Genomic DNA, 18,064 nt, shown 5'->3' with positions numbered 1-18,064 from the left:
ACACAATCTGTATACAATCCTTAGCGACTTTACTTTTTGTTCATTTTTTGTTAAAATTAAAATGTTGTTTTGAACAATGAAAATTGAATAAGGAGGTGCTTTTATGTCACAACTGGGAAGTATAATAATAGCGGTAATACTCTCAATAGTTGTTGTGGCGCCTCTAAGTTGGAGTTTAGCGATTGCTCATCGTAAGAAGTCATATGAAGATAAGATCGGATCAGCAGAGATTAAATCCAGAGAAATAATAGAGGAAGCCTTAAAAACAGCCGAGACAAAGAAACGTGAAGCTCTCTTGGAAGCAAAAGAAGAGTCTATAAAGACAAAAAATGAGCTTGATAGAGAGGTGAAAGAAAGAAGGGCAGAGTTAGCCCGCTATGAGAAAAGAGTACTTAGTAAAGAAGAAAACTTGGACAAGAAGCAGGATCTACTTGAAAAGAAAGAAGAGAGTGTTCTTGCAAGAGAGGAGAAGATACTCACAAGGAGCAAGGAAGTTGAATCCCTGTATGATAAGGGAATCGCCGAGCTTGAGAAAATATCCGGACTCACAAGTGATCAGGCTAAGGAATTTTTGTTACAATCAGTTGAAGATGAAGTAAAACATGATAAGGCAAAGCTTATTAAAGAGCTTGAGAATGCCGCAAAGGATGAAGCCGAGAAAAAGGCAAAGGAATATGTGGTCACTGCAATTCAAAGATGTGCGGCAGACCATGTAGCGGAAACGACAGTTTCAGTAGTGGCTTTACCTAACGACGATATGAAGGGTAGAATCATAGGTCGTGAGGGTAGAAATATACGTACACTGGAACAGCTTACAGGAGTAGAGCTTATCATTGACGATACCCCTGAGGCGGTAGTTTTATCCTGTTTTGATCCTGTAAGAAGAGAAGTGGCCAGAGTAGCACTTGAAAAGTTGATTGTTGACGGTCGTATTCACCCTGCAAGAATTGAAGAGATGGTGGATAGGGCAAAGAAAGAAGTTGACGGTATTATGAGAGAGGAAGGCGAGAATGCGGCACTCGAAGTAGGTGTGCACGGTATACATCCTGAGCTCATAAAATTACTTGGAAGAATGAAATTTAGGACCAGTTATGGTCAGAATGCTTTAAAACATTCTATTGAAGTGGCACAATTGTCAGGACTTTTGGCAGCAGAAGTTGGAGTGGATATCAGATTGGCGAAGAGAGCCGGTTTACTGCATGATATTGGAAAAGCCATCGACCATGAGGTAGAGGGTTCACATGTACAGATTGGTGTGGAGCTTTGTAAGAAGTACAAGGAACATCCGGTTGTAATCAATTCTGTAGAATCACATCATGGAGATGTTGATCCGGATTCACTTATTGCATGTTTGGTACAGGCGGCAGATACTATTTCTGCAGCAAGACCGGGTGCAAGAAGAGAAACACTGGAGACATATACTAACAGACTGAGTCAGCTTGAGGAAATCACTACATCATTTGACGGAGTTGAGAAGTCATTTGCTATCCAAGCAGGCCGTGAGGTAAGAATCATGGTATTGCCTGAGAAAGTAAGTGATGACGATATGGTTATTTTAGCCAGAAACATCTCAAAGAGAATAGAAGAAGAGATGCAATATCCGGGTCAAATAAAAGTAAATGTGATCAGAGAATCAAGAGTGGCAGATGTTGCAAGATAATAATAGGGCGATAGCGGGTAGCTGTCGCCTTTTTTAGTGTAAAATTACAAATTTTGATTGTAACCTTTTGGTAAGGATTTTAAAGAAAATATCATATAATAGTAATTGACTGAAACTCTAATATAGTATTTAATAGTATGAAGAGAATATTATATAAACATATAGATATGAGTGAAAGGAAATATATGAGAAATTTTGGAAGAAAATTTGCCGTAGCGGCAATAAGCGGAATAATAAGTTTGGCGGCATCTATGACTGCATTTGCAGCATCGGGAATCAAATCTGTAAAGATAAATATAAAATCGGATGCTATTACAGTAGGTAAAGAAAGAGATATAAATGATATTACGGTAAATGTATCAGGCAGCAGCTACAGTATTGGCGGAGTTGATTTTATGGATATGGGTACTACCTGGGAGATTACAGATACTCCTAAGATTACAGTGCATTTGGCTGCAGACGATAATTATTACTTCAGTGTGTATAAGGCTGAAGATTTTAAAATAACAGGTGGAGAGCTTATAGAAGCAAGAAGAGAGAACAGCTCAAATGATTTATACGTAGATATTCAGTTACCGGCGTTGATAAATCAGGTATCACCTATAGAAACGGTAAATTTAAGTAATAACGGTCAGGCTGCATGGAGTGTATCTCAGGGAGCTTCAGGTTATCAGGTGAAGCTTATAAGAGACAACACATCCACAGTCGGCGGAGTGCAGAGTTTTACTACAAACAGTGCAAACTTTAAGTCACTTATGACAAAGTCAGGTACATACACATTGAAGGTTAGAGCTGTAAACAGTGACGGTACAAAGAACAGTGCATGGGTATCATCAAGCACGGTAACAATAAGTCAGGCTGAGGCTGCAAACAATTACAATGAGAGTAAGAATGCTACAACACTTCAAGGCACATGGCAGAGAAATGCTACAGGTTGGTGGTATGCATTCTCTGACGGTACATATGTAACTTCATCATGGAAGCAGATAGGCGGTGAATGGTACTATTTCAATGCTGACGGATATATGCTTGTAGGCTGGCAGAATATCGGCGGCAACTGGTACTATATGGATCTTAACAGAGGAAACATGCTTTCAAATACCACAACACCTGACGGATACTTTGTAAATGAGTCGGGCGTATATGTTGTAAGATAATAAATAATATATTGTATAGAAAAAGAAACTCCGAACTGTAAGACAGTTTAGAGTTTCTTTTTAAGTTAATGTAAATTTACCTTAATATCGGCAAATCTCATTGAAATATTTATATTCCCTTTATAACAAAGCTGAATTTCAAATTGCCTTCACCCTTTATCAGGTAATCTTCAAGAGTAGGTGCGCCCCAGGTATCATCACCTCCAATACCCATCTGTGCAAGATTTACACGAAGTACAGTCTTTGTAACAGGCGGTAATTCAAAATCATGTCTTGCCTCTTCAATCTCACTCGGAGTATAGGCAAGAGCTGAAACATTGATACAGTTTCCTGCAACTATAAGGCCTCGTCCCTTCTTATCGGTAAGCTTTGCAAATCTTACATGAGATTTATTGCCGCTCTCCTGTGGTGAGAGATATTTAGCAAGCTGATTTGCTACCTTACCTTCAAAAAGGTCAATCTTTGCACCCGGTAATCTGTCTGAGTAAGTTTCCATAGGACCTGCACCATACCATGAAATATTTTCATATTCAGGCTTTAACTTAAACATTGTACCGAACTCAGGTAAATCATAGTGACCTGTTTCACTCTTATAGTCCATGTTTATCTTTATACTGCCGTCACCATAAACTTCATATTCCACAGTAAGCTCATCGGCACAAGCAGGCAAAGCATATTTATAAGTCACAGATACATAAGTATCATATTCCTTTATAACAGGTCTGAATGCAGGCCAGTAAGTACTGTCTTCACGTGGAACTTTTGTAGTGGCATACAGTGAAGCGGTTTTCCATTTGGAATACCTGAAAGGCATATTGTTGCCGAAATCATTGTCTGTAGGCGGTCTCCAGAAATTAGGTCTTGGTATAGCTTTAAGCAGCTCTTTTCCTGCATATCTGTAAGACACAAGTCCGCCGAAATTCTGAGAGAACAGAGCCTCAAAATTATCCCCCTTTATTCCGAAGTTCATAACTCCCATTGTGAGTTTATAGGGTTTATTTTCACAGAGAGGAGTATCGCAAATAACAGTATTATCAAATTTTGAGAAAAGAGCATCATATGCCTTATTACCTTCTCTTAAAACAACTTCTGTAAATGAAACTTCGCCAAGGTTATATAAGGTTTCAACATCAAAAACGGCCTTGACACCTATAACAAGCTCATCGCCGTATATATCAAAAAGCTTTTCGGCTTTTTCTTTTATATTTAGAGAATGCTCAGTCTTTGACAATCCTTCACCTTTTAAAGAAAAACTGTTTTCATATAAAGTCTTTCCGAATTTCTTTATATAAATAACAAATTTATAGTCATTCAAATCTCTAAAAAGATTTCTGTTGTGTACATATAATAAGTCTTTGTCAAAATCTATCTTTAAATCAACAGGTCTGTAATTATATCTTACCGCCTGAATTTTAGGAGATATATCCCTGTCGCCTCCGTACACTATACCGTTTCCGCTGAAGTTATAGTCGGTAGGAGAGTCATCAAAATCTCCTCCGTAGTACTGAGTATCATTGCCGAAAGGATCCTTACCGGTAATGCTTTGATCGATATAGTCCCAGATAAATCCACCTTGGAAAAGCTCCTCTTCCCATGCAAGCTCGGTATAAAGCTGCATACCTCCACAGGAGTTACCCATTGCATGAGTATATTCACATTCAATAAAAGGTTTATCTCTGTGAGTTTTTAAAAATTCCTTTACATCAGCTACCTTGGCATACATTCTGCTTTCGATATCTGAAGTATCATTATAGCGACGGTCATTAAAAACTCCCTCATAGTGGACAAGTCTGCTTGAATCTTTTTTCCTGAAGAACTCGCTCATCTCATATATATCGCTACCGCCATAACTCTCATTTCCACATGACCAGATAAGAATTGAAGAGTGATTTCTGTCCCTCATATACATGGAGTTTGCTCTGTCAAGAAGTAGAGGCATCCACTCTTTTTTATCGCCCGGAACCACCATATCATAGTCTGAAACACCGCTAAGAAGACCGTCCCAGCTGCCGTGAGACTCAAGATTACATTCATCCATAAGATAGATGCCGTAGATATCACAGAGCTCATATAGTGCGGAGCAGTTTGGATAATGGCTTGTTCTTATAGCATTGATATTGTTTTCTTTCATGGTAACTATATCTTTTTTGACTTCCGCATAGCTGATTGCACGACCTGATTTGGAGCTGAAATCATGTCTGTCCACACCGGCAAACACAATTCTTTTACCGTTGACAGTCATTATATTAGATGAATTTTTTTCAAATAATCTAATACCGATTTTCACAGAGGTTACTTCAAGTAAATTATCACCGTCATATATTTCAATATACAGAGTATAAAGATTAGGAATTTCGGCGCTCCAAAGCTTCGGATTATTTATCTCAAGGAAAACATTATTTTCACCGGAAACCTGATCCTTATCAAGCTTTGCCACAACAGTTTCATCAAAGAAGCACTTAAACTCGTTTGACTTTAAAGTCATATCAAAAGCGTCATATAATCTGAGTTTGACTTTGGCACTTTGGCTTAGAGTCAATGATATATTAAGTTTGACTTTATCAAGATTCTTATTTTCAAATATCTGATTTACACCTATATCCTGTAAATGGTATTTCGGCCTTGCATATAGACAGATATCTCTAAAAATTCCTGAGAATCTGAAGAAATCCTGATCCTCAAGCCAGCTGCCTGAACACCATTTTGCAACCTGTATTGCAAGTTTGTTCTCACCCTTAACCATATATTTACTTAAATCAAACTCGGAAGGAGTAAAACTGTCCTCACAGTAGCCTATATAGTGTCCGTTTAACCATACGGCGGCCGCACTCTCAACACCTTCCATTCTTAAAACAATATCCTTGCCTGTGAAACTTTCAGGTAATGTAAAGTATTTTACATAGCTTGCAACAGGATTAAAGTCCATAGGAGACTGACCTGATTTAAGCTTTTGTCTACCGTCCCATGGGTATGCAACATTGGCATAATGAGGTCTGTCATAGCCTTCCATTTGTATATGTGCCGGAACTCGGATATCCTCCCAGTTTCTGCAGTCAAAGCTTAAAAGTTCAAATCCGTCAGGAGTGGAATCGGGATTGATTGAGTAATCAAATTTCCATATACCGTTCAAATCATAGTATAAAGAAGACTCGCCCCGTATAAGTTCATTCCTATTTGCAAATACCTTATGATCTGAATGTGCCGGAAGTCTGTTTTCCTCAAAAACAGTGGGTTCTAAAATGTTTTTTAAAATATCTTTATTCATTTTTACCTCTCTTAAAATTATATTTTATCAATAAAAGGTATGAAATCTTGATACAAGTTTTCACACCTTTAAAAAAGCATATTATATATTACTTTACAGCACCTGTAATTCCTTCAGCAAATTGCTTTTGGAGTACGAAGAATATGATAACTGTAGGTATGCTGCAAAGAAGTACGGCAAGCATCAGTACACCGTAGTCGGTTACATAACCTTCTTTTAAGTTTGCTACAAGCATAGGCATTGTAATGGATGTTTTCTCAGTCATTATTACCTTTGGCCAAAGATATGAGTTCCATGCACCCATGAATGTAATGATGGCTGCTGAAGCATAGGTGGACTTCATGGTAGGAATAAATATTCTAAGGAATATATTAAATTCATTTAATCCGTCAAGTCTTGCAGCTTCAAGAATATCATGTGGGAATGATCTGGCACTCTGTCTAAACAGCATTATCAAAAAAGGAGTGGACAATGTAGGAAGTAAAAATCCTAAAGTTGTATTTAAAAGTCCCCATTTTGAAAACATCTGAAAGAGCGGGATCATAATAGCTACAAAAGGAACCATCATTGCCAACAAAAGTACAGCCATGATAGCATCCTTTGCCTTATCATGATAGATTTCAAAACCGTATCCGGCAAGTGAGCAAATAAATAGTGCCAATATTGTCATCATTATTGAGTATTTAAATGAGTTTATCATAGCACCTCTTACATCGCTTGCTGCAAGCAGGTTTGAAAGGTTTTTAAAGAGATAGTTTCCGGGAAGGAGAGCACCTCTTATTACATCTATACTGGCATGAGTGGCACTGACTGCCATCCAGTATAGAGGGAAAATCGATATAAGTGAAACAATGGTCAAAAATACATATTTTGCAACAGTTCTTATCTTAGTCACGCTTGTCACCTACTTTCATCTGTATTGCGGCGAGTACCGCCACCAAAATCAAAATAAAGAATGACATGGCGGCTGAATAGCCGAAATTAGGTACATACTTAAACGAAGAGTTATAAATATAATGAGACATTGTTATAGTTGCATTAGCCGGACCGCCGCTTGTAAGGTTGACGGACTCGTCAAACAACTGCAATGTACCGTTTGTTGACATGATAGCAGTAAGTAAAATCATCGGCTTTAAAAGCGGGATGGTTATCTTTCTGAGTATCTGGAAATATGTTGCACCGTCAATCTTTGCGGCTTCATATATGGAATACTCTATATTTTGAAGTCCTGCAAGATAGAAAACCATATTGTAGCCTGTCCATCTCCAAAGCAGAGCGATTATAATAACAATTCTCGCCGCAAAAGGATTTGAAAGGAAATTATAGCCTGTGTACAAAATTCTAAGGTTGACAAGAGCGGTATTTATATATCCGTCCACTGCAAAGAGCGATCTGAATATAATGGCATATGATACAAGAGATGTAGCACATGGCAGGAAAATACAGGTTCTGAAAAGCCCCTTAAACCTTAAATGCTTATCATTAAGTAAAGATGCCAAAAGAAGAGCAAATAAAAGCATTATAGGTACCTGAACTATCAGGTATATAAAGGTGTTTTTCAAAGACTGCATAAAGATTGCATCAGCAAACATTCTCTTATAATTTGTCAATCCGGCAAAAGAAATTTTTGCGCCCACACCGCTTTGCATAGACAAAATTATGGCTTTTATCATAGGATAAAAACTCATAACGGCTATAAGCACGGTAGCAGGAGTCAAAAATATCCAACCTGATATATTTTGTTTTTGTGAGAGTGAAAGTTTTTTCTTATTCCCCATAAATTTCTCCTTCGATTAAACAAGGGGCAGACTTGACCATGGCCAAACCTACCCCCTGACAAAATCTTAAAAATTATTTACCCATTGCGAAATTAATAGTGTCCTGTACAGTCTTAAGCTCGCTGTCAACATCTGCGCCTGCAACAATATTTGTTGCAGCAGCCGCTACGGCATCTCTTGCTTCGTAGTAGTAAACACCTGTATTATTCTTTGGTGTCTTTGAGGCGAAGTCTGTAAGGAGTTTATAAACTTCCTGTCCGCCGAAGAACTCAACCTTCTCTGAATAAGCTGCTGTACCGCCTGCAGGTAACCATGTAGCCAATGCACCGCTTGGAAGAATATTGTCATAAAGTTCTGTGCTTCCTGCAAATGTCTTTGCGAGGAAATCAACTGCCAAATCTTTCTTCTTTGAACCTGCATTTACAGCCCAGCTTGAACCGCCGTTGTTTGAATAGTTTGTCTGCTCGCCTACACCTGCAAGTTTTGGAAGATTTGTTACAGCCCATTTTCCCGATTGATCCTCTGCAGCTCTGATAGAACCCATAATCCAACAACCGTTTATTGTTCCTGCTACAGTTTCTGTATTCATTGTGGTGATATACTGATCCCAGTCGTTTACAAGAACCATAACACCTGATTCCTCAAGCTTTTTATATGTCTCAAGAGCCTTCTTCAATGTTTCGTTTCCTACGATATTCGGGTTACCCTTGTCGTCAAAGAGTGAAGCACCTGTAGACTGAAGTATAATCATTATAATATCTGATTCATTAGCCATAGATGAAAGTAAAGGCTTTCCTGTCTTTGCAAGCACATCTTTACCGATTTCTATATATCTGTCCCAGTCGATATCTGTAAGATCGTCTACAGTATAGCCTGCCTGCTCAAGGATGTCTGTTCTGTAGGCAGATATAACGGTTCCGTTATCAAAAGGAACACCGTAGTTTACATTGTTTACTGTTGAATAAGCTAACTTACCCGGTGCAAACTGTGTAAAGTCGATTGCCTTTGTTGCAGTCAAATCTGCAAAAACATCAGGGAATGAAATCTGATTTTTCCAGAATGCGTTATCCTGCATAAGGAAAACATCCGGTAATGTAGATAAATCACCTGCAACACCTGCTGTGTTTAGCTTTGTCTGTAAATCAGGCCATGGAGTTTCCACTACATTGAGCTTGAAATCAGGGTGATCTTTCTGATAAACTTTTGCCGCCTCATTCATTGCATTGATATTGAATGCAGGGTCCCAACACCATACTGTAAGAGTATTGTCATCTGTAGCGGTTGCAGCATTGTTTGCAGCTGCTGAATCGCCTGTGGAAGCTTCTTTGCCGCCGCCACATCCTGCAAGTAAGCCTGTGCACAATGCACCTGCCATAAGAACACTTAAAATTTTCTTTTTCACAAAAAGTCCTCCTTATCGTCACAATCAGTTGAGTTAGCTATAAAAAGTGGGCTGAAAGCCTGTAAAACTCAACCTGAATTGTCATCATTTTCAAAAATTATACAATATTGTGAAAATAATTGTCTATGGTAGTTTTATACTATTATAAAATATAAAATTGTTTATATTGTATATCAAAAAAAGTAAAAACAATAGAATAAGCTAAAACAATTAAGTAATTAAAAAATATGTATTTGATATATAGAAAAGCTCTCTGAAAATTGAAAAAACTTTCAAAGAGCTTAAGTATTTGTGATTATGGAATCTTAAGTAGACGATTTGTCGGGTTTGGATGAAAATTCTAGCTATACTGCTTTATCAAATTGATAATATTTTCCACACTGTTTGTGGCATCCGAGTTTGACATGGCATCTATATATTTTTGTCTGTTTTTATAAAGTTCCGATATTTCCACGGCAAGTGAAATATTTGTAAGTGCCTCTTCATCTATGACTTTTGAGTAACCTGCATTTTCAAATGATTCGGCGTTTAAAATCTGATCACCTCTTGAAGCGGCACCTGAGAGCGGTATCAAAAGATTCGGTTTTCTGAGTGCCAAAAGCTCGCATATTGTATTTGCACCCGCTCTTGAAACGACCAAATCGGCAAGAGCAAAGAAATCTTTCAGCTCCTTATCCACATATTCATATTGAAGATAGCCTTCTCTTCCCACAAGTTTTTCGTCTACATTACCTTTGCCGCAGATATGTATTACATTAAATTCTTTCAATATATCATCCAGAGATTTTCTGATTGCCGTATTTACTATAACAGAGCCGAGACTTCCCCCTATGATAAGAAGAGTCGGTTTATTGTCAAATCCTGTCAGTTTGAGAGCTTCTTCTTTGTTACCGCTTAAAAGCTCTTTCCTAATTGGCGAACCTGTAAGTACAGCCTTGTTCTTAGGAAGATACTGCAATGTTTCGGGGAAATTGGTACATATCTTGGTAGCAAACTTGGTGGCTATTTTATTTGCAAGTCCCGGTGTAATATCAGATTCATGTATAATAACCGGAATCTTTAAAAAAGCCGCAGCCATTACTACAGGAACACTGACAAAGCCACCCTTTGAAAAGACAATATCGGGTGAGTATTTTTTTATTATACTTTTTGCTTCAAAGAGTCCTTTAAGGACCTTGAAAGGATCGCTGAAGTTTTTTAAGTCAAAGTATCTCCTGAGCTTTCCGGAAGATATTCCTTCATATGGAATATTCTGAGCTTTTATAAGACCTTCTTCCATACCGTTTTTACTGCCTATATATTTGATATCAAATCCGGCTTCTTTTAATGCAGGCAAGAGAGCGATGTTCGGTGTGATATGTCCTGCGGTACCGCCACCTGTTAATATTATTTTTTTCATATTATTTCCATTCTTTATGTTATAATTAAACCTATATATTAAGTATAATTTAACAAGTATAAATATTCAAGTGAGGAGAATGTAATGATTGGTATAATCGGTGCTATGGAAGAGGAAATTTCAAAGTTGAAAGAAATTATGGAAAATAAAGAGACAAAAGTCATAGCCGGTATGGAGTTTGTACAGGGAAAGATAAGCGGAAAGTCTGTCACCGTGGTACGCTCGGGTATAGGAAAAGTGAATGCGTCGGCATGTACTCAGATACTGGCGGACAGATTCGGAGTGGGAACGGTAATAAATACCGGAATTGCCGGTTCACTGAAGAATGAGATAAATATAGGAGATATAGTGCTCTCCACAGATACCGTAATTCATGATATGAATGTTGAAGGCTTCGGATATCCGAGAGGACAGGTACCGAGAATGGATGTATTTGCATTCCCTACAGATGACGGACTTAGAAGTACCGCAAAGGAAATCTGCGAGAAAGAGCTTAAAGATATTTCAGTGTTTGAAGGAAGAGTACTCAGCGGTGATATTTTTGTATCGGATAAAGAGACAAAGGAAGATTTGAAAAAAACTTTTGGCGGATACTGTACGGAGATGGAGGGTGCCGCAATAGCACAGGTTGCATATTTGAACGGAATGAAAGCACTTATAGTGAGAGCCATATCCGATAAGGCTGATGACAGTGCAAGTATGGACTATGCCGAGTTTGAAAGAAAGGCAATAGAAAATTGTGTGAAGCTTACTACAAGATTAATAGAAACTATTGATACTTCCTACTATTGCCAATAGTATATAGTTGTTATAAAATAAAAACAATATATTGTTTTAGAACATTATGGTTATATATGACCGTAACACATTATAAATACAGAAAGGCGTGTAATATGAACAAGACAGTAAGTTTTGATTATTCAAAAGCAATGGCATTTTTGGGGGAGGATGAGCTTCAAAATTTTAAAACAACCACATTGAATGCCAGAGATACATTATTATCAAAGTCGGGAGCAGGATCCGATTTTCTTGGTTGGATAGATCTTCCTGTATACTATGATAAGGAAGAGTTTGAAAGAATAAAGACTACAGCAAAGAAAATACAAAATGATTCAGATGTGCTCTTGGTGGTAGGTATCGGAGGTTCATACCTTGGTGCCAGAGCCGCAATAGAGTTTTTGAGCCACAGCTTTTACAACTGTCTGGATAAATCACAGAGAAAAACACCACAGATAATATTTTGCGGAAATTCAATATCATCAAAGTATATAGCCGATTTGAAGGATGTTTTGAAAGATAAAGATTTTTCTATAAATATAATATCAAAGTCGGGAACTACAACAGAGCCGGCTATCAGCTTTAGAGTATTTAAAGAGCTTCTTATAGAAAAGTACGGAAGAGAAGAAGCAAATAAAAGAATTTATGCAACTACAGATAAGGCAAGAGGCGCACTTAAATCACTTGCTAACGAAGAAGGATATGAGAGCTTCGTAGTACCTGATGATATAGGCGGAAGATTCTCGGTACTTACAGCTGTAGGTCTGCTTCCGATAGCTGTTGCGGGAATAGATATTGATGAGCTTATGGCAGGTGCCGCAGCTATGAGAGAAGAAGTAATCGGAAAGCCTTTTGAGGAAAATCCTTCATTATTATATGCTGCAATCAGAAATATATTCCTAAGAAAAGGAAAGAACGTGGAAGTTACGGCAAACTATGAGCCGAGTCTTCACTATGTTTCTGAATGGGTAAAGCAGCTCTTTGGTGAGAGTGAGGGTAAGGACGGAAGAGGTATTTTCCCGGCTGCTGTGGATTTGACAACAGACTTGCACTCCATGGGACAGTATATTCAGGACGGTGGAAGAATGTTGTTTGAAACCGTAATTGATATTGAAGAGTCACCTGTAGAGATTCTTTTAAAAGAAGAAGAGACGGATACAGACGGCATGAATTACCTGGCAGGAAAGAGTGTGGATTTTGTAAACAAGTCTGCAATGAACGGAACAATACTTGCACATACAGACGGTGACGTTCCGAATCTTAAAATAAATATACCGGATGAGAGTCCTTTCTCACTTGGAAGTTTGTTCTATTTCTATGAGTTTGCATGTGGAGTAAGTGGATATATACTCGGTGTAAATCCGTTCAATCAGCCGGGAGTTGAAAGCTATAAGAGCAATATGTTTGCACTGCTTGGAAAACCGGGATATGAAAGTCAGAGAGAAGAACTTCTAAAGAGGCTCAACTAAATATGTTCAGGCTTTGGGGCAAGATATTCACAGACAACCGTATGGAAAAAGACCATGTTGCAACAGATGGAGATTACAGTAAAGACAGAAAAACAATGGTATTTGATGCGATTAGAGAGATATGTCATGAATTTGATATAGCAGAACCTATATGGCTTTTGCCGAATATAGATGACTTTGCTTATAGAGGTAAAGTCAGATTTAATGCTGACAACTTTATAGAACAAATAGATTTTGACTATCTGGAAATACAAATAATAGAAGAATAATAAAAAAATGGAGAGTGTATTATGGCAGAACCTATTTTAGACTATGACAGTTTTTTTGAAGGTGCAAAAAGTGCCCTGTTGGAGCTTGATACATTAAGCACAGAGGAGGAAAGGCTCAGAGCGGAAGGCGAGAGGGTATCAAAAGCTATAGAAGCTGAAAAGAAAGCCGTGGAAGGCAGAATATCCGAGACCACATCTAAAAGATTAAAAGAGATAACTTCCACATATGATGCCGAGATTAAAAAGGCTGAAGATATCCGAAAATCTTTGGAGGCAAAGAAGGGTAAGGCAAAGAGTAAAAAGGTAAGTGAAAGAATTGCCGAAGAAACTAAAGAGTTACATGATCATATAGCGAATACAAAATCTGAAATAAAAAGCGAGATAAAAAAAGAAAAATTGCCGGGATTTTGCGGAGGGAGATTGTATCACACATTTTATTTTCCACACAAATTCTTTGATTTTGTAAAAATAGTTTTAGCGGTACTTGTAACATTCCTTGCAATACCTATGGTGATCTATAAATTGATACCGAATCACAGAACTATATATTTACCTTTTATTTGCTTTGCTGTTATTATTTTGATAGGCGGATTGTATATTTTGATAGGAAATCTTACAAAAGCAAGACATAGAGACAGCTTACTTAGGATAAGAGCCATGAGAGATACTATTGACAATGATTTTAAGAGAATCAAGTTGATAACAAAAGAGATAAATAACGACTCGTCAGAGGAAAAGTATGATTTGGGAGCTTTTGATGTAGAGATAGAAGAAGCAAAGATTAATGTACAGAGTATAAAGGATAAGAAAACTGCAGCTGTAAGCGAGTTTGAAAACAGCACAAAGAAAATTATTGCAGATGAGATAACGAATAATTCAAAAGAAAAACTTGAGAGTCTGAACAATGAGCTTGAGGTAACAAAGCAAAGCCTCGGAAGTATAGCTGCAAGAAGATCGGAGATAAACTTGGACATATCCGATAAGTATGAATCATATCTTGGAAGAGACTTTTTACAGCCGTCAAAGATAGAGGTGTTACAAAAACTTATAAATGACAATGAAGCGTCCAATCTGATTGAGGCTATAGATCTGTACCAAAGAAGACAAAACGGATAAGAGATGATAGAAGATAAGGAAATAAAGAAGCGGGAGCTTAAAGGCAGAATAATAGTAACTGCCGATCTTGATGAGAAAGATGCTCCAAGATCAAGAAGAAGACAAAATGTCAACTTTTTTGCAGAAAGGGGGAGGTTTATCCTCCTCCTGCTTGCTTTAATAACTGCTTTCACAGTTGTATTTGCATTAATAAACCGCTATAAGAGTTATGATAAATTTAAACTGAAATGGATTCATGAACTCAGTGAGGGCAGCCTTGTAGGCTATGAAAAGCTTGGTAACGGTTTTTTAAAGTATTCAAAAGACGGTGCATTGTATTTAAAGCCCGGCGGAAAAGAAGTGTGGATAGAAAGCTATGAGATGTCAAATCCAAAGACCGATAATAACGGTAAATATGTGATAATATTTGATGTCGGAGGAAATGATCTTGAAAGCTATACAAAAGACGGCAGGGTGGCGACGATAGGTACCGATTTACCGATACTTAAGGCTGTCGTATCAAAAAACGGTATAATTACCATATTGGTAGAAGATTCAAATTCCACATATATATTTTTCTATAACAAGGAGGGGGAACAGCTTAACATAAGTATAAAGTCGAAGCTTGCCGGAGACGGCTTTCCTACAGATATAGCATTGTCGCCTGACGGAACCGCACTTATGGCAACATTCCAGTACTTAAAGGGCAGTTCAATGATGGGAAGAGTCGTTTTTTATGATTTCTCGGATATCGGACAAAATATGCCGAATAGAGTCGTAGGCGGCTTTGATGAAGAGTTTGTCTCTTCAATGGTGGCAAGAGTAAGGTATTTTGATAAAATAAATTCGGTAGCAATTGCATCTGACGGACTTTATTTCTTCTCGTCAAAGAATGTTGCTTCTCCGAAGCTTATTAAGACAATAAAGGCTGAAGAAGATATTGAAGCTGTGGACTTTGAGGGAAATAAACTTTGTGTAGTATATAAAAACACATCGGAAAAATTTAATCACACATTATATATATACTCGAAAACCGGCGATGTTATTTTGAAAAAAGAGTTTTTGGGAGATTTTTCAAATCTTGATATGCAAAAAGGTTACATTTATCTGACAAAGGATGATAAGGCGATAATAATGAACACGGCAGGTGTAATAAAATATAGCGGTAGTCTTGATTCAAATATACATAAGATTGTAAAAAGAGGGTTGTTATCAGGATTTACAATACTTGGAGATAATGACTTTAGAGGAATAGTACTTAAGTAATATAAAGGAGAAAATATGGAACAGGTATGCGTAGGAGTTGACATTGGAGGAACAAGTGTAAAGTTGGGTATATTCACACTTAACGGAAATCTTTTAAAAAAGTGGGAAATACCTACGGAGCCTAAAAACGATCCTAAGGCACTTATCGAAAAAATAGGAAAGTCTATAAAAGAAACCTTGAAAGAGGCAAGACTTACTCTTACAGATTGTGTAGGTGTAGGAATGGGAGTTCCGGGACCTGTAATGCCGAACGGATTTATAGAGGTAGTGGTAAATATAGGATGGAGAGAAGTTTTTCCTGCCAGAATACTGTCAGACTTACTTTCAGGTATGCCTGTGGCACTTGGCAACGATGCAAATGTGGCGGCACTTGGAGAAGCATGGATGGGAGGTGCAAAGCATCAGCAGGATTCCGTAATGGTAACTCTTGGAACCGGAGTAGGTGGAGGAATTATAATAGACGGGAAAATTGTTCCGGGAAAGCATGGTCTTGGCGGAGAGATAGGGCATATGCATGTCAGAGAGTCTGAGACTGAAAAATGTAATTGCGGCGGAATGGGTTGTCTTGAACAGATATCAAGTGCTACAGGAATAGTAAGAGAGGCAAAAAGGCTTCTTGCAACAAAGAAAGTTGCATCAAGACTTGCTCTACTGGAGGATATAACCGCAAAGGACGTACTTGATGCGGCCAAGGCGGGTGACGAAATCGCACTTGAAGTTGTGGATACAGTTTCAAAGTATCTCGGAATAGCGCTTTCACACTTGGCAATGACTGTAGATCCGGAAGTATTTGTTATAGGTGGCGGAGTATCAAAAGCAGGAGATTTCCTTATAGATAAAATAAGAGAAAAATTTGAGTATTATACACCTATAACAAAGAATAAGGCAGATATAGTACTGGCAAAATTGGGAAATGATGCCGGAATATACGGTGCGGCAAAGTTGGTATTGGGATAAAAGAATATAAATCATTTCTTAAAAATACTTTCATATTAAAAACTTGTTTTTATAAGTTTCAAGTGATATAGTGTCAGATATCAAAATGATGTTTAAATAGCATAAAGTCATTTGACTTAGGAGGAATTAAATATGAAGAAAAGATTTTTGATAACAGTTTTAGGATTGACAATGGGAAGTGCATTATTATTCAGTGCATGCGGTTCAAAAAAAGAAACTGCAGAAACAACACAGTCAGTTGCAGAAACCACTACAAAGGCTGAGGAAAGCACCACTGCAGAGACAACAACGGCTGCAAGTGTGAAAGTGGATATAAACTATGAGATAGCAAATCACCTTGATGAGTCATTTGATGATGTAGGAAGTGCATTCGGAACAGCCGCATCTGATGAGAAGGCTGAAGCGGGTGAGAGAATTGTAAAGTATGCAGATCCTGAGAGAGTTTTACATTACTATGATGACAAGTCGGGCGGATATGTACTTGAAGCTGTAAGTGCCAAGGCCGGTGACCTTTTAAGCTTCACTGCAGACAGCGTTAAGCTTGATGACATTTTGGAACAGATGGAAGGCGAGAAAGCCACAGGACTTGAGTCAAACGATGCATACCTTACAGTAGGTGTGAAGGGAGACAGCAATATCGTATTCCAGTCTGAAGGATATTACTTCATAGTATCTGTAGGTAAGGACAATGTGGTTTCAAAGGACAGCGCCGCAGCAATAGTAACAGAGGACAGAGCGGGAGTTGATACTGCAGGTGAGACAACAAAGGCACCTTCAGAAATCAAGACGCCTGAGACAACAGCTGCAAAGAAATAATTTATTTTCAAAAAATATAAATAGCAAACAAAAAGTCGAAGGAATATTACAAGATATGTCAGAAAAGTATCGTATATTCTGTCGGCTTTTTTTGTTGCAAAAAGTAATAAAGTAAAAATTCAAAAAAATAAAATGAGTATAAATAATTTTCATCATTGATAAATAATAAAAATATGATAAAATATTAATAAATATATACAATACAACCACTAGTTTATAACTGCTTGGCTCAGGTTCATATATAAAAATAATAAAAATATCTTATATTCATCGTATTGACTTATTTGACAAAGATACCATTCAATAATATTATATTGTTATACTATACAAATTAGAATAGTGTAGTTAACGCTTAAGTGTAGGGACTTGTTTTTATTACGCACAAAATCGCATATAATGCGACATAAGACGAGAAATTTATACGAGTTTTTACATATTAAATACGATATAAATTTCTTTAATGATAATGAGAGACTTACGAAAATATAATGGGCAAATATTTTTGTGGGTTATTTTGTTTGCATTGAAGAAATATATATATAAATATTCTGACTGGATATAATAGAGTGACTGATTTAATGAAAATACATTAAGCAGTGATATGGGAGTATGCATGTTGAACACAGTATAGGACCTTATATTCCGGCAGACAAACAATCAAGGAGGTAGTTTGATGAACAAAAAGAGCATAGTAAGCCAAGCAGGCTTGCTGGCGGTTTCCGCTCTGTTCCTTTGGGCAAACCCTTCTACTGCA

At 37.5% G+C, this 18,064-nt stretch carries 14 protein-coding genes; 9 read left to right on the top strand and 5 right to left on the bottom strand.

All coding sequences use genetic code 11. From position 1 onward, the window contains the following. The first annotated feature begins 103 nt into the window (after positions 1 to 103). Both rny and HMPREF1495_RS10840 read left to right on the top strand, forming a co-directional pair. On the top strand, positions 104 to 1,660 hold the full coding sequence (gene rny / locus HMPREF1495_RS10845; protein ID WP_007594663.1) for a ribonuclease Y: 1,557 nt from the start codon (positions 104 to 106) through the stop codon (positions 1,658 to 1,660). Between the two features lie 185 nt (positions 1,661 to 1,845). Continuing rightward, a complete protein-coding gene (locus HMPREF1495_RS10840; protein ID WP_034214739.1) occupies positions 1,846 to 2,817 on the top strand; it encodes a cell wall-binding protein in 972 nt (323 codons plus the stop codon). Positions 2,818 to 2,926: 109 nt separating this feature from the next. Here the strand turns inward: HMPREF1495_RS10840 and HMPREF1495_RS10835 are convergent, their stop codons facing one another. The 5 genes from HMPREF1495_RS10835 to HMPREF1495_RS10815 form a co-directional block, all read right to left on the bottom strand. Beyond that, entirely contained in the window at positions 2,927 to 6,082 is a 3,156-nt protein-coding gene (locus HMPREF1495_RS10835) for a glycoside hydrolase family 2 TIM barrel-domain containing protein (RefSeq protein WP_034214737.1), read from the bottom strand. An 88-nt stretch (positions 6,083 to 6,170) separates the two neighbouring features. Beyond that, positions 6,171 to 6,977, bottom strand: coding sequence for a carbohydrate ABC transporter permease (locus HMPREF1495_RS10830; RefSeq protein WP_007594656.1), 807 nt, complete (start codon positions 6,975 to 6,977; stop codon positions 6,171 to 6,173). Then, positions 6,970 to 7,860: a carbohydrate ABC transporter permease gene (locus tag HMPREF1495_RS10825; RefSeq protein ID WP_034214734.1), complete on the bottom strand. Its 891-nt coding sequence runs from the start codon at positions 7,858 to 7,860 to the stop codon at positions 6,970 to 6,972. Before HMPREF1495_RS10825 ends, HMPREF1495_RS10830 begins: the two co-directional genes overlap by 8 nt. Positions 7,861 to 7,933: 73 nt before the next feature. Beyond that, positions 7,934 to 9,262 carry an ABC transporter substrate-binding protein gene (locus HMPREF1495_RS10820; RefSeq protein WP_034214732.1) on the bottom strand — a complete coding sequence of 443 codons (1,329 nt, stop codon included), beginning with the start codon at positions 9,260 to 9,262 and terminating at the stop codon, positions 7,934 to 7,936. Between the two features lie 340 nt (positions 9,263 to 9,602). Further along, on the bottom strand, positions 9,603 to 10,661 hold the full coding sequence (locus HMPREF1495_RS10815; protein ID WP_034214730.1) for an undecaprenyldiphospho-muramoylpentapeptide beta-N-acetylglucosaminyltransferase: 1,059 nt from the start codon (positions 10,659 to 10,661) through the stop codon (positions 9,603 to 9,605). An 84-nt stretch (positions 10,662 to 10,745) separates the two neighbouring features. On the opposite strand from HMPREF1495_RS10815, the gene HMPREF1495_RS10810 reads away from it, so the two are divergent. From HMPREF1495_RS10810 to HMPREF1495_RS10780, 7 genes are all read left to right on the top strand, one after another. Then, positions 10,746 to 11,459 carry a 5'-methylthioadenosine/adenosylhomocysteine nucleosidase gene (locus HMPREF1495_RS10810; RefSeq protein WP_034214729.1) on the top strand — a complete coding sequence of 238 codons (714 nt, stop codon included), beginning with the start codon at positions 10,746 to 10,748 and terminating at the stop codon, positions 11,457 to 11,459. 95 nt (positions 11,460 to 11,554) lie between these two features. Then, positions 11,555 to 12,907: a glucose-6-phosphate isomerase gene (locus HMPREF1495_RS10805; protein ID WP_034214726.1), complete on the top strand. Its 1,353-nt coding sequence runs from the start codon at positions 11,555 to 11,557 to the stop codon at positions 12,905 to 12,907. Between the two features lie 2 nt (positions 12,908 to 12,909). Next, on the top strand, positions 12,910 to 13,176 hold the full coding sequence (locus tag HMPREF1495_RS10800; protein WP_007594637.1) for a hypothetical protein: 267 nt from the start codon (positions 12,910 to 12,912) through the stop codon (positions 13,174 to 13,176). A 21-nt stretch (positions 13,177 to 13,197) separates the two neighbouring features. Next, positions 13,198 to 14,292, top strand: coding sequence for a hypothetical protein (locus tag HMPREF1495_RS10795; protein WP_034214723.1), 1,095 nt, complete (start codon positions 13,198 to 13,200; stop codon positions 14,290 to 14,292). 3 nt (positions 14,293 to 14,295) lie between these two features. Further along, the gene (locus tag HMPREF1495_RS10790) at positions 14,296 to 15,537 is read left to right on the top strand and encodes a DUF5711 family protein (RefSeq protein ID WP_007594635.1); all 1,242 of its coding nucleotides are present in this window, start codon (positions 14,296 to 14,298) and stop codon (positions 15,535 to 15,537) included. Positions 15,538 to 15,552: 15 nt separating this feature from the next. Beyond that, positions 15,553 to 16,494, top strand: a complete 942-nt coding sequence (locus HMPREF1495_RS10785) for an ROK family glucokinase (RefSeq protein ID WP_034214721.1) — start codon at positions 15,553 to 15,555, stop codon at positions 16,492 to 16,494. Positions 16,495 to 16,626: 132 nt separating this feature from the next. Further along, on the top strand, positions 16,627 to 17,310 hold the full coding sequence (locus HMPREF1495_RS10780; RefSeq protein WP_034214719.1) for a hypothetical protein: 684 nt from the start codon (positions 16,627 to 16,629) through the stop codon (positions 17,308 to 17,310). The last annotated feature ends 754 nt before the right edge of the window (positions 17,311 to 18,064 follow it).

The sequence above is a fragment of the Lachnoanaerobaculum sp. MSX33 genome (genome assembly GCF_000512995.1).
GTDB lineage: Bacteria > Bacillota > Clostridia > Lachnospirales > Lachnospiraceae > Lachnoanaerobaculum.
Note: the sequence above shows the minus strand (reverse complement) of the source record. Positions and strands in the feature narration are given on the sequence as shown.

What these genes read in the sequence shown, in the direction of transcription:
- rny (WP_007594663.1), top strand. Translation starts at nt 104, where the DNA reads ATGTCACAACTGGGAAGTATAATAATAGCGGTAATACTCTCAATAGTT.
- HMPREF1495_RS10840 (WP_034214739.1), top strand. Translation starts at nt 1,846, where the DNA reads ATGAGAAATTTTGGAAGAAAATTTGCCGTAGCGGCAATAAGCGGAATA.
- HMPREF1495_RS10835 (WP_034214737.1), bottom strand. Translation starts at nt 6,082, where the DNA reads ATGAATAAAGATATTTTAAAAAACATTTTAGAACCCACTGTTTTTGAG.
- HMPREF1495_RS10825 (WP_034214734.1), bottom strand. Translation starts at nt 7,860, where the DNA reads ATGGGGAATAAGAAAAAACTTTCACTCTCACAAAAACAAAATATATCA.
- HMPREF1495_RS10815 (WP_034214730.1), bottom strand. Translation starts at nt 10,661, where the DNA reads ATGAAAAAAATAATATTAACAGGTGGCGGTACCGCAGGACATATCACA.
- HMPREF1495_RS10810 (WP_034214729.1), top strand. Translation starts at nt 10,746, where the DNA reads ATGATTGGTATAATCGGTGCTATGGAAGAGGAAATTTCAAAGTTGAAA.
- HMPREF1495_RS10805 (WP_034214726.1), top strand. Translation starts at nt 11,555, where the DNA reads ATGAACAAGACAGTAAGTTTTGATTATTCAAAAGCAATGGCATTTTTG.
- HMPREF1495_RS10800 (WP_007594637.1), top strand. Translation starts at nt 12,910, where the DNA reads ATGTTCAGGCTTTGGGGCAAGATATTCACAGACAACCGTATGGAAAAA.
- HMPREF1495_RS10795 (WP_034214723.1), top strand. Translation starts at nt 13,198, where the DNA reads ATGGCAGAACCTATTTTAGACTATGACAGTTTTTTTGAAGGTGCAAAA.
- HMPREF1495_RS10790 (WP_007594635.1), top strand. Translation starts at nt 14,296, where the DNA reads ATGATAGAAGATAAGGAAATAAAGAAGCGGGAGCTTAAAGGCAGAATA.
- HMPREF1495_RS10785 (WP_034214721.1), top strand. Translation starts at nt 15,553, where the DNA reads ATGGAACAGGTATGCGTAGGAGTTGACATTGGAGGAACAAGTGTAAAG.
- HMPREF1495_RS10780 (WP_034214719.1), top strand. Translation starts at nt 16,627, where the DNA reads ATGAAGAAAAGATTTTTGATAACAGTTTTAGGATTGACAATGGGAAGT.